This window comes from Microcoleus vaginatus FACHB-2002 (genome assembly GCF_040004035.1).
GTDB lineage: Bacteria > Cyanobacteriota > Cyanobacteriia > Cyanobacteriales > Microcoleaceae > Microcoleus > Microcoleus vaginatus_C.
This window is the reverse complement of the sequence record NZ_JAMPLN010000071.1, coordinates 1-12,302: the sequence shown is the minus strand read 5'-3', so window position 1 is coordinate 12,302 and position 12,302 is coordinate 1. Positions and strand designations below refer to the sequence as shown.

The window sequence follows — 12,302 nt, the reverse complement described above, 5'->3', positions numbered from 1 at the left end:
AACTCTCCAGCGTAGCCTGCGACAAAAAATCAAACGGGCTGCGATGAACAATGACTATATGATGCAAATTCTCAAGTGCTTTTGTCAAGCATGATTGAGATGCTCTTACCCTGACTTGTTTTGACTTAAACAAATAAAGCATTTGGACTTTATTATAAGCTAGGATCCTTTTTTGTTGTTTGAGGATTTATCGCAAACTTTCTACAGATTCGGTAATCTTTATATGAGGACGACCAGACATTGTAATTCTCTCCTTTACTTTTTACACAAGTCTATCACATCTTTAAAAAAATGGTATCACTCCCTCAATATTAAGGAGTTGAGTCATTAGATGAAGTTGAGGATTGGAAGCCCTAGGTATAATTCAATACGGTTCAGTTAAGGCTCAAATAGTGGTAAATTAGGTATGATGTCTGCAAATGGAGAACTAGCACGGTGCATCTCAAAGAATTCTCATTAGTATCTCCCAAGATCCCAAGTACGGAGATATTCAAAGCCATAGAGATAGCAATTCCAGCCAGTGCAATTGAAGAGGCGATTACTAAACAATACTCCGGACAGTTTTTAAGCAGCCAAAGTACCATAAGACAAAACTGAAGGAAGGTTAGGGTGATTTAAAATCAAATCCGGGTCTAAATCTAACTTATCAATAAAGGTAGAAAGTAGATGCTTATTGAATTCCAGGCGTTTATAAGAACAGATTGAAAACACAAACGACTTGGCAGATGAAGGACAACTAGAGAGTTCATGTTTAGCTAAGTTTAAAGCAATTAGACTGGCATTAAAATGAAAATCAAGCCGTGGTAAATGACGAGCTTGAAAATCAGACAATCCCGTAAATTGCTTAGCATCACGAAAAATAAATTCAATCTGAAAACGAGCCTGATAATATTCAACAATTTGCTCAGGCGGTAGGTGAATATCAGTGCTAAATAATAAAGCATTTTTGATTGTGCCGTTGGCTTGAACCTCAGAGATACAAGCCAAACTAATTTGGCAATTTAAACAACAACTCGCCTACTACCAATGTATATAATGAAACTCCCGGTTTTATTTCTTTAACAAATTTAAGACGACTCAAATCATGGCAGTCAACCTTGCCATCATATTTACGTGGAGCCCCCAGTTTCTTTTGTTCACCTGTATAGAGATAGCGTAAGTTAGCATCAACTCGCTCGCTTGCCAATAAAGTTTAAATTTAACTCCCGCACAGCCTCCCAGAATTTAGAGCGGTAGTAATAGCCATCAGCCACCAAATAACGTACATAACTTGGGAAAAAACAACGAGTATTCTTCAAATGTTGTGCATAGTCATCAACTATTGTGATGTCAGGCTTTGAACTTTGAGAATCAGGTTTTTTGCGAGTTTTTATTGACCAGCAATTCTTCGGTTTTTGGGGCAGTTTTTTCGCAGGCTTTATTTGAGGACGTGAGGGAGTTTGTTGTACACTTAAACTATAAGATAAACGAGTCTCAATTTCTACAATAGAAATCACAGAAATTTCCCATCCCTCTTCTGATTTTCCCGCGACACCATTATAAAAATAAGCTTTACCGTCTGTTTTTTTGCCACTTTTTATTAAGAAAGAATAATCAATAACAGCAATGACGGTGTGTTCAGGATTTAAGGCTTTTTCGATGAAATATTGATTGAATTGTGGAAAGTTAAAGTTTTTGAGAAAGTGACGACGGTAGGTTTTTTCACTCAAACAGCTATAACGACTGAGATTGGTGAAGTTGACCTTGCCATAAACAAGCAAAATAGTTGAGAATAAAGTGATTAAAAACTTCTTTTGGGGTTGACTAATCCCTGGCATTTGTTGTAAGATGGATTCAATAATCTTCATAAGGCAATCTGTTAAGCTTGTGTGTTTTTATAGCTTAACCTAAAAGAGCGCCTTTTTTTCTGTTCATTTTGGGTTCAGATTGCACTCCCTTTTTTCGCTTCTGTGACTTATTGCGTAAGCGTTGCTTGCCGAAGCCATCGCATCCCTCTTTAAAAACTGTCCGGAGTATTGACTAAAACGAACTAAATGTGAGAAAATGCTCAAGCATTCTATTAAGTTATTAATACATTACTTGAAATTCTCAATGGGTGACAAGGAGGCTGCAAATCAGGTAGAATAAGGGTTTTAGCCAATCGTAATCCCCCAAAATTGGGGGTCGCAGCGACCCCCACACAAAATATATGTTCCCTCAATTATACCAAAAAGTTTTCGAGACGCCTCTAAATCCTCGCCAGTATCTAACGCTACAATTGTTAGTGTTAATGTTACAAAGCTATCGAGATGTCAGCTTATCTACTTTAGCTAACAAGTTTCCACAACTGATAAAGTATGAAAGTCGAGTGAGAAACTTGCAACGGTTTTTAGACTTACCTCAACTCACAGCCAAGCTGTTGTGGTTTCCCCTCATCAAACAGCTCGTCAAACAAGAGTTTCGCCACCAACCGAGCAATCGACAACAACGAAGACGAATCAAGAAACTCCAACTCATTCATCAAGGACATTTGTTCTTAATTGTCGAGCGAACGCAATGGCAAGAGCGAAATTTAATCGTGTTAAGTTTAGCTTGGGGGAAACACCCTATTCCCGTTTATTGGGAAATATTACCCAAAAAAGGAAGTAGTAACTTGCGCGAACAAAAAAAAGTTTTAACTCCGGTATTGCGGGTGTTGAAGCCTTATCCAGTTCTGGTATTAGCCGATGCCTGAATTTCACAGCGTCCAACTGGCTTATTGGCTCAAGCAAAGGAATATAGACCAATACGGTTCAGTTAAGGGCTATGCAGTGCTTAAAACAATAAATACAGGAGGATTCATTATGATTCCAGTACCTCTGTGTTTAACTTGTTTAGAGCGAAATTTTGAAACAGGCTTTTTGACAACTCTTGGGTTGTTTCTCTGAACTCTTTCCGGTATAGTTTGATCGAGAATCTCCCACGTTAACCAACTCAAAAAAAGGGAAGTTCCTGTGGTTGTAACCGCTGAAATTTTGGGACAGCGCGACGAATAACTCGTAATGTCCCCGTAAAAGAAAGACGCAATGGTGAAACCCCTGCGCTGCTTGCTGCTTGAAAAATTAATGACCGTACCGCCCAATGTCCTATTAGTAAACCATAAATTTCTTGTACCACCTCCTTTGGTCTTTGAGAACGAATATGAGTTTTTCGTCCTAATAAATGTACTTTGATTTCATCAATCGTATTTTCGACTTCCCAACGTTGATGATATTCACAGGCAAGTAAGTGCGCTGAAATTTTTTCCGCGTTCAACAAGCTGGTAATTAAACGATATCTAATTTGTGCTTCTGGGCGGTCGTAATTCTCAAGTGTGTACTCAATTACTCTTACCTGTATGGGCTTAAATCCTTTTTTTCTTAATTTACCTGATGGATAAATCCAACTCAAATATGAACCATCATCTAATTGTGTTTCGTTTAATAATTTAACGTTGGATGGAATTCGCACTCTTCTACTCACAACCTTGGTAGTCCTATTTAGTAAAGGATAGAGAAAAAGCAGACATATTCAACAACTCGAAGGCTCAGAACGAATCAGTGCATTGTAGTGATGGATGAAATTCCAGATTGCGCCAATGTGATTGTCTAACTTCTTAGAGAACGATAATGTCCTTCTTACTAGCCGTGACACTCGTTGCCGCTTTCGTGTTATTGAATCGTTCTATGTAACTGGTCAATCCACTCTCCTTGCCTACGGCTTTTCGGACGTTTGCGATCGCAGTGCTGTTTCATAGGCCTGCCAGTAATCGGTATAGATGACGGCACATTGTCGGTACACAGGCGGCAGCGAGGCCCATAATGCCCGAGGCAGCATCCCCAGAACGATCGCCGATATAGCAACCGACAATCTCACGGGTTGTGACATCTTGCGCAAGCCACACCCACTGCTTGTTCCCTTTATCATCCACGAAAGACCACAACTCATCCATCTGCACCGCTAGTTGTCCCTGGGTTTTGGGCTTTACCTGCACTTGTTGCGACACAGCAGCGTAGCAAGCGTTGACATATCCTTGCAACCAGTTCTCCGACACTTCCATCACACGGGCGATTCCGGCCAGGGGAAGTTTCTCTCTTTTGCAAGCGATCGATCATCGCTTTACGGTCTGCGTCAATCGGCTTCCACTGCGGATTCTCAACGAATTGACGACCACAATCACGACATTTGTAGTTTTGTTTTCCCCGGCGGGTCGTGCCGTTCTTCATGATGTCATCAGAACCACAGCTTGGGCAGAGTAGGTAAAGTTTCACGGCGCAAAAGTGAGACATACAACTCCATGCTAACTATTTTTCTCTATCCTTTACAAAATAGCACTACCACAACCTTTACTGACTGTGGCTTCTACCATCGCATAAGAATGTAAACCTCTATCCCACATCAATAGCATTCCCGCCGTTACTGAGCGTAACAACTTTAACGCTCTTACTCTTTCTCCCATTTTATATGGACACATTAAGGCGTCAAATATTAAATGTGTTCCCGCCTCTAATAAAATAACTAATCTAGCTTTCGGAAACGCTGCTCTTGTACCTGGGCGACTTCCAGGACGACCAAAAACCCTGGCATTCTCATCACTATCTGGGATATCTAAGCAGGTTCCGTCTATCACTACGACTCTGAGTTCGCTGATAAAAGCTCCTACTGTTTCAACTGTAGCCATTTGTCGCACTAATGAATGAAACAACTGTCTCATCACACCTGCTCCTAATCTTTGTCTGGCTTGAGTGATTGCAGATTTACATGGAAACCGCCAATATTTACCAATTTTCATCCATGCTTCATTAAGACCATCAATCAAATTTTTTAGTACATCCCGCATTGAATCTTTTGACCATAGACTCATTGCGATTACCAGACACACTACCAGTTGTGCAGGCAGGGTTCGATGACGTTTCTCTTCAACCTTCGTTTTAGTAATCGCCTGTTCAATTGCACTGGCTGGAATTGCTATCTCTATGGCTTTGAATATCTCCGTACTTGGGATTTTGGGAGATACTAATGAGAATTCTTTGAGATGCACCTTACTTGCTCTCCATTTTTGGACACCATACCTAATTTACCACTATTTGAGCCTTAACTGAACCGTATTGGAATATAGATTTCGCATTGCGGCAGAAAAAAGGCACTTGTATTGGCGATGATGATGCAGTTTATCGAGCACTAAAGAACTTAGAAATTAAACCGGAAAAATCTCGATTTTATGCCAACATTTATTGTACCAAAGCGCATCAGCTTGGAGGGTTTAATTTGGCGGCTTATTGGAAAAGAAAATATCGAGGTAGAGCTCCAAAAGAACCTTGGTATATTTTGACGAGCTTAAACAGTTTACCCCGAACTCTTTCTATCTATGCCGCTCGATGGGGTATCGAAACAATGTTTCGCGATTTAAAAACTGGAGGCTATAATCTCGAAAATACAAACGTTAACGAGCGTCGCTTAATGGCGCTAGTTTTACTCATTTCTATTGCTTATACTCTAGCCACTTTACAGGGTGCTTCTTTACAACATCGAACTGTTGTTGAGTATATTTGTCGTCCTACTGAAACCGGACGTTTAACAGAGCGTTATAGCACTTTTTGGATGGGATTGCACGCTCCTGATTGGGGCCAATCTTTCCATAATTGGTCGGATTTAGCCTGGAATCTGATGAATCTCAAACCCCACAAACGACTCAATTTTAAACAAGGACTTCACGCTCTATCCCTGATCGAGAGTGCCTTGTAGCCTTGTTGTCACCCCTTGAGCTTGAAATTTCACGATATTCCCCTTCCTGGGGCATTCATACCTTGATTCAGCAACGCCGTTTACCCCTGTTTTGATTATCCATCAATTACTATCGATAACTCAAAGACATTCATTAAGTTGCTTCATATCCCCTTGCGGCTGCACTTGCTTGTGCAAACTAATTTTGTCGCCCACTTCATACCCCGAATTAAAACCTGCCGCGCTGCTGACTTGAGAACCACTTCGGGTTTTAACTTTAGCCCCTCGGCCCTCTAGATAATCGGCGATCGCCTGTTGATTTTTCTCAAACATCGATCGCACTACAATCCCTGGAGTCGCCGCCACATCCCCCGAACCCGGAATCCCCGACTCTTCCATCTCCTGTTTTTGTTCCAACAATCTTTGTCTCAACCTCGTCGCGCATCCAACCCGAAAAGCATTCAGATACGCCAACCCCCTGCCGTTTCCTTTGCGGTATTTAGCCCTTTTTTCAATTGCAGAACTCAAATACTCGTACAGATGTTTGCAAACAATCAGGTTTGTAGAAGTTCCCACCAAAAACATACTGCCATTATAAGTGTTTCGCATGGCATTGCAACCGTTAGCGTCCGCAATTCCCGAAAGCAGCATCATTTTCCAAGTGACAAATTTGGATGTTGTTTCAACTGAGTCTTCGTCAATCTCTTCTTGGTGATTTGGTCCTAAATCCGCGAGGCTGAGATTGTACTGTGCCAGTAAAACGGAAGCTTTTTCGGCGGCAGCAGTCGATTCGTTTTCATTGGATGAGGTGGCGAGGGCTAAAAGCTTTTTGATTCTTTCGACAATACTTGTGTCTGCCATTTTTCAATCAGTTTTAGGGTGAGACTACGCGGTGGCAAGGATTTGGGTAAATTCCCATTTTAGTATAGCGTGCTGCGCTCTTTTTTGAGGATGATTTCATTTATAGAAGAGGATTTTTTTGAACCGCAGAGGGCGCAGAGGGCGCAGAGAGATAGAAAGAAAGAAAGAAAGAAGTTTGCAACTGATGGGCAGATTGGTATACTATTCGAGGACTTCCAGGACTGATTTAGGCAGCAATTTATCTTTAAACCAAACTACTTTTGCTGGCACATCATTTACATTCACCCCGGCTTTTTCTAAATTCAGCCGTTCGGAAATAGCTAAAATCAAGTTATCGCATTCAGACTTCTGTACTTGTGCAAATTTCTTTTGCAAATACTCCGGCCGCCAATAGCCAACTATTTCTAATAAAAATACTCGCCCGTCGGGATGCACCAACCGAAAATCGGGAATCATCACACTACCTGGAATCGGAATTAAATCAACTTCTCGCTCTAGTTGCCACTCGGTTTTTGTGGAATTCCATCTTTCAGCAAATGCGGCTTCTAACATACTATCGTAAGGCTTGCCAGGGGGATAGTGGCTGACTAAACCGCAGTCGGAATTTAGGGTAAATTTACCTGTTTTCAAAACGCCGCTAAAAGGGTCTTTTGTGTGCAGTGTCGAGTGCATACTCCATTTGGTGACGTGCAGCAGTGCGGGCAGCATTTTCGCGAGGGCTAAGCCGTAGCGTGTGCTGGGTTTGAACAAGCTTGTAGGGCCGTCTATTGTCAGTGTAAAACCGTGGTCTGCATCGCCTTCGATGTAAGTCATTAATTGAAATAGTTTCAGATAGCGAAATAAGAGTTTGTATTCTCCTGGATCGTTGCGGTGGGCGGTTAATTGGACTTGACTTGCTCGGTAAAATATGCCTTGAACTTGAGAAAGATTGTATCTGTGAAGCAAGTTTTCGGGAGTTGGTGCATTAAACTCAGTGAGGATTTTGTTTTCGTTTAAATCGGCGTATAAACCTGTAGTGATTTCGTGTGGCAAAACTTCTCTGTTTAAGTCTTGGCTGAGTTCACTTGCTACTTTTTCCAGGGTTAATTGGGTGGATTGAGGGCTGGGAGTTGATCGCGCAGACAATGCAAAAACCCGCTGTCTCAACTCTGAGGGTTCTAGGGGACTGATGACTTCCAAGGTGCAGAAACCGCCTTTCAGCAGGTGCGCTAATCCCCGTTTCAGCCGATAATCCGGGCTGTCGCCTTCTAATTCTAGCAAGCGTCCGTCGAGATCGCCTTGGGTTTTGCCGATCGACTCTTGAAAGCAGTTGATCATTTCCGTAGCTGCTTCTAAGTTTTTAGCATCTATCTTGAGGCGGAGAGGGATGATTGATTCCCCGTTTTGGCGGTGACTTAATAAATCAGTTGGTAACATAAGCAGTGAAAACTTTTACTCAATTTTTTGTTCAACAATCACCATAACTCCCCTAAGTTTTCCCTCTTCTGTCAAGCTTTGGGTAGTCCGAATTCGGCGATCTGAACTGACGAGATTGATGGTTTCAACAGCCCTCAGAATGCCAGTTGCTTTATCCCATATTTGAAAAATTATCAAATTGTCTCCAACCTCTGTCGCTAGTGTCTTGTAGTTGGAAAAAACCGAGTCTGGACTTTCAATTTGAACTTGCCCTTCACCGACAACATGACTCACAAAATTTTGGGTTTCACTCTTGCCATTGGCATAAGTTTGAACGTTAGTTTGCCTCCACTCGTTGTCAACTATTTTCTGGGTTAACACGGCTGTAAAACGCAGGGTTTCCTTGCAGTCTGCATCGAGTATTGTCCAGTCTCCCTCCCAAACTCCTGTATGTTTGGGGAAGACTTTAAAGTTAGTTATTTGTGCAGTTTCGCTCATTTTTAGGTAATGTAAATTAGTTGTTGATGATATTTTATTCCAGCTTCATCTACTTTTACTTTAGCCAAAATCATAGAAGAGGACATTACTCAAAGACCTCTAATTGAGGTGCCGCCCAAAATTGCGTATCGGTACGAGTTGGAACCTATTTCGTAGGTTGGGTTGACGCTAGGAAACCCAACAGCCCTTTACTAAATTGGGTCTCGCGAAACGAGACCCAACCTAGACGTGTTCCAGCTTAACAGTTGGATTGTGAAAAAGCGATCGGTACTATGGCTTGGACAGACTCACCCCATCAAAGTTTTCCAAAAACCGATCGAAGGTGATGGCCACAAACCCATCCTTAGTGTTAGAACTCGGATCTTCCGGTGCCCTCGCGTCAACTTTATTGTCTGTCCCCCAGGGGTTCCGCACTAGGAGCATCTTTTGGCCATTAGCCTCATAGGCATTGTGGATACTGTAGGCATGACCACCAACCAACACATTGTCACTTCGCTGCTCCGCATCCTCGACTGTCCCAGTCTCGACATAGCGACCCTGATTCAATGTATCTTGAATCCGTTGAAAGATTTGATCCGGCGTAATACTTCCTAATAAATTATATTCGCCACTCTCATCGGAAAACTCGATCACAGAATATTGTGGAGTGTCTTCGGAGGGTTTCCAATGAATCTCTTCCATCGCCTGACCCGTGACCCGTTTGAGGGGAATCCCCCCACTATCGCCATTCCCGATCGCATCATAGCCATTGCGACTGGTTTCCTCACCCCGGAACTTGGCGTAGGCACGTTCAACAATGGAGGCCCAGATGGGTTGCCCCGACGCTTGGCTCGGTTCTGGGGATTGCTGACTATCCCATCTCGCCCCAAACACCTCATCTTTGTCGGTTACCACCTGGTTGTCCACGGTGACTTGGCCCGGTTTGCCTGTTAGGTAGTTGTAGAACTGGAGGGTGTAGTTGTTACCATCGCTCTTAATGAGATTGTTGAGCACTACACTCTGCTTGGAGGCCGCCTGGCTGGGCTCTTCGATCTTGCCGAACGTGGCCGCTAGGGCTGCAATAAAGGCGCAGTCGCCCAACTTTCCTTGGTTGAGGGCGGAGATTTGAATCGGCTGGGCTAGACCGCCCGTTAGAGGCGCATAGACTAATTCATGGAGCGTATCTTTTTCCAGACCGGTATCAGCCCGCTCCCCCTTTTCGAGAAAGAGGGGTGGGGGCAACAGAGTGTCAGCACTCGCACTACGTACCGGGTTTGCAATCGGCGTTCCTGTCACCGTCACATTCAGAGTGTAGTCCCCCAAGCCAGGAGCATCCACACTGGAGGCAAACACCACATATTGACCCCCCTGTTCGGTGGTGAAACTCACCTGGGCATTGAAGTCTCCGCCGCTGGTGTTAAGGTCATCGTTTTCAACCACCACTTCGCCGGTGAGCAGATCCACGACGGTCAAATAGGCATCGAAATCGTCCGATTGTTGAGTTACAGTCACTGTTAACCCAGCACCCAGTTCCGGCAGGAGATAGGGATCGGCGTAGTTTTCCAGATCGTTGGGATCGAAGTCATCGTTTTGAGTCAAAGTGCCGGTTGTGGGGATACCGGGGAAGAGCGGGTCATAGTGTTCAATGTCTACTCGGCTGCCCGGTTCGGAAATGGCAGCAATTTCGTAGGGCGTTGCCGCCCCTGGGGCTGTGACATTGACGTAATAAGTACCGGGGTTGATGTTATTCTCCTGGATCTCATTCGTCCCCTGGGCAATAATCTCATCCGCATCCAACCGATCGTTGCTATTACGATCGCTCCACAGGGTCAGATTGAGATCCGCCTCCTGGTAATCGGTAAACAGATCCAAATACCCCGGGTTGAGCACTTCCAGGCGATAGGTATCCACTGCATCAGTCCCGCCCACATAATCATGTAATTCCACTTCACCGTCTGGCGGCAGCAGGCGTGCCGTGCTGGGTTGATCGCCCGCCAAATCAGCAGCTACAGTCCCGGCAACACCTGCCAAACTCAGGCTGTAGTTGGTATTTCCTTCAAATGCCTCCACCGAGAGGAAATATTTACCCGGATCTAAGGTGACGTTTTCGATGGTTTCATTCGCAGCGCCCGATTTTGTGGATGCGGAGATGATTTCATCTCCTCCCAATTCCCCATCGTCGTTCAAATCCTGATAGAGTGCCAGATCCGCATCTGCGCTCAAGCCACTTAAGCCAAAGTTAACAATGCTCGTTTCCGTTACCTGGAATTGGAAAAAGTCGGCATAATCTTCATCGCTCACTGCTCCCTGAAGGTTAGCTCCCCCGGGCACTGAACCCAGCGCTGTAGCTCCCGATTCCGTATCGTCCAGTGTCGCTTTGACGGTACTGAATAAGCCTGTCAGGCTAGCAGGGCTGACTCCCTGTACCCGCGCCAAGATTGCACCAGTTGCTTTCAGCCGAATGAATGTATCGGTTCCATTGGCTTCCAGCGTTACGTCGGCTTCAGTGAGGGCATCGCCTCCTCCATCCGTCAGAGCCATGACATCGCCCTCTTCATCGCTGAAGTCGGCGATCGTATCGGCGAGAGCCGGATTAGTTACAGCATCAGCGACATTCAAGACAAAAGCATCGGAACCGTTGCCGCCAATGAGACTATCAACTCCCGCACCCCCGGCTAGGAAATCGTCTCCTTCTTTACCGAGTAATGTGTCGTTGTTTTGACCGCCATATACAACATCATTACCGCGTTCTCCCAGGAGATAATCATCTCCAGCATTGCCCAACAGTAGATCGGCTCCGCGTCCGCCTTGTAGGCTGTCGTTCCCGATTCCACCGGCGATCGAGTCCGCTCCATCGTTCCCATAAACACAATCCGGGCGATCGGAACCGACAATGAAATCTGCTCCTGCGAGCGCTCGAATCCCAAAACCGGCCGGAACTTTGGTATCGATCGTAAAAATATCGACACCGTTTGTCAAATCAAACAAGTTATTGGACGACATTAATGTATTAACCCTGAAAGATGAATGTACGAAGACATGAGAAATCTAACCAGCAAGAGCTGTGAATTAGTTAGAGCTGTGAATTAGTTGTTTATCCAAATCCGGCTTAAATACCCCCTCGATCTCTAACTCTTTCCTTCACTACGTTGGAGGACAAACTCTGGCAGACTTAGTGGAGTTGGCTCTAGTGAGTTTTAGGTGATAGTAAAAATAAAACTTCCTGTGGTACAGCCCGGAAAGCCTGCGTGAGCGAGACGGTAACACTACCGTTTCCACCACCAATTCAGCACAGCCAATTTATTCGTCTACGTAGGAGTTGCTGACGACAATATTGATGAGCTATTGCATCTTTATTAACTCTTATCTTACAAAAATATCATACCTTAGATAGATGACAAGGCAATCTGTATAATTACTTAAAGCTGGCTGAATCAGTTGGAAAAGTAAACACTGCATGGGTTCACAGGGTGACAACCCCGTAAAACTCGTAAGTTTCCCAAAAATCGGTGTTGCAGATGGCACAGGGGCGGTAAACTGCCTGTAAGGATTGCCAAAGCCCTGGCTCTCCTGAGTTTTAGGTGATAATAAAAATAAAACTTTCCGTGGTACAGGCCCTAAAGCCTGCGTGAGGGAGACGCTTACACTACCGTTTCCACCCGAAATCCAGAAGAATCGTGTAGTTTAAGATCAAAATTTTTCAAGCCCCTTTTTCATAAAGGGGGTAAGAAACCGGGCGTTGCTGAATTGATGTATGATATAGCGATCGAGAGCAAAGTTGACGAAAAACAATGAACAGCAAATTAGAGTCCCTCAAATGTCCTGAATGCAAGTCTAGTCGTATTAAT

Annotated in this window: 8 protein-coding genes and 3 pseudogenes; 2 read left to right on the top strand and 9 right to left on the bottom strand. The window is 44.2% G+C overall.

Annotated elements, in window-relative coordinates; translation table 11 throughout:
- Positions 1 to 564 precede the first annotated feature (564 nt).
- Positions 565 to 987: a transposase gene (locus tag NDI35_RS29130; RefSeq protein WP_445315743.1), complete on the bottom strand. Its 423-nt coding sequence runs from the start codon at positions 985 to 987 to the stop codon at positions 565 to 567.
- A 179-nt stretch (positions 988 to 1,166) separates the two neighbouring features.
- Positions 1,167 to 1,847, bottom strand: coding sequence for a transposase (locus tag NDI35_RS29125; protein ID WP_445315742.1), 681 nt, complete (start codon positions 1,845 to 1,847; stop codon positions 1,167 to 1,169).
- Positions 1,848 to 2,188: 341 nt separating this feature from the next.
- Between NDI35_RS29125 and NDI35_RS29120 the strand changes: the two genes are divergently transcribed.
- Complete coding sequence (locus tag NDI35_RS29120) at positions 2,189 to 2,713, top strand: hypothetical protein (protein WP_445315741.1); 525 nt, start codon at positions 2,189 to 2,191, stop codon at positions 2,711 to 2,713.
- Positions 2,714 to 2,952: 239 nt separating this feature from the next.
- Here NDI35_RS29120 and NDI35_RS29115 read toward each other — a convergent pair.
- The 3 pseudogenes from NDI35_RS29115 to NDI35_RS29105 form a co-directional block, all read right to left on the bottom strand.
- Positions 2,953 to 3,519 (bottom strand): annotated as a pseudogene (locus NDI35_RS29115) (transposase); the annotation flags it as partial.
- Between the two features lie 9 nt (positions 3,520 to 3,528).
- Positions 3,529 to 4,286: pseudogene (locus tag NDI35_RS29110) on the bottom strand (IS1 family transposase).
- A gap of 50 nt (positions 4,287 to 4,336) precedes the next feature.
- Positions 4,337 to 4,963: pseudogene (locus tag NDI35_RS29105) on the bottom strand (transposase domain-containing protein); the annotation flags it as partial.
- A 161-nt stretch (positions 4,964 to 5,124) separates the two neighbouring features.
- Here NDI35_RS29105 and NDI35_RS29100 point away from each other — a divergent pair.
- Entirely contained in the window at positions 5,125 to 5,742 is a 618-nt protein-coding gene (locus NDI35_RS29100; RefSeq protein ID WP_445315740.1) for a transposase, read from the top strand.
- Positions 5,743 to 5,862: 120 nt separating this feature from the next.
- On the opposite strand, the gene NDI35_RS29095 is transcribed toward NDI35_RS29100, so the two are convergent.
- From NDI35_RS29095 to NDI35_RS29080, 4 genes are all read right to left on the bottom strand, one after another.
- Entirely contained in the window at positions 5,863 to 6,582 is a 720-nt protein-coding gene (locus NDI35_RS29095) for a DUF2786 domain-containing protein (protein ID WP_445315739.1), read from the bottom strand.
- Between the two features lie 201 nt (positions 6,583 to 6,783).
- Positions 6,784 to 7,998 (bottom strand): DUF790 family protein, encoded by a 1,215-nt coding sequence (locus tag NDI35_RS29090; protein WP_445315738.1) that lies wholly within the window; start codon positions 7,996 to 7,998, stop codon positions 6,784 to 6,786.
- 15 nt (positions 7,999 to 8,013) lie between these two features.
- Positions 8,014 to 8,475 carry a DUF3598 family protein gene (locus NDI35_RS29085; protein ID WP_445315737.1) on the bottom strand — a complete coding sequence of 154 codons (462 nt, stop codon included), beginning with the start codon at positions 8,473 to 8,475 and terminating at the stop codon, positions 8,014 to 8,016.
- A gap of 270 nt (positions 8,476 to 8,745) precedes the next feature.
- On the bottom strand, positions 8,746 to 11,457 hold the full coding sequence (locus NDI35_RS29080; protein WP_445315736.1) for a C2 family cysteine protease: 2,712 nt from the start codon (positions 11,455 to 11,457) through the stop codon (positions 8,746 to 8,748).
- Between the last annotated feature and the right edge of the window lie 845 nt (positions 11,458 to 12,302).

Coding starts and splice junctions, on each gene's coding strand:
- NDI35_RS29085 (WP_445315737.1), bottom strand. CDS start 8,475: ATGAGCGAAACTGCACAAATAACTAACTTTAAAGTCTTCCCCAAACAT.
- NDI35_RS29095 (WP_445315739.1), bottom strand. CDS start 6,582: ATGGCAGACACAAGTATTGTCGAAAGAATCAAAAAGCTTTTAGCCCTC.
- NDI35_RS29090 (WP_445315738.1), bottom strand. CDS start 7,998: ATGTTACCAACTGATTTATTAAGTCACCGCCAAAACGGGGAATCAATC.
- NDI35_RS29120 (WP_445315741.1), top strand. CDS start 2,189: ATGTTCCCTCAATTATACCAAAAAGTTTTCGAGACGCCTCTAAATCCT.
- NDI35_RS29080 (WP_445315736.1), bottom strand. CDS start 11,457: ATGTCGTCCAATAACTTGTTTGATTTGACAAACGGTGTCGATATTTTT.
- NDI35_RS29125 (WP_445315742.1), bottom strand. CDS start 1,847: ATGAAGATTATTGAATCCATCTTACAACAAATGCCAGGGATTAGTCAA.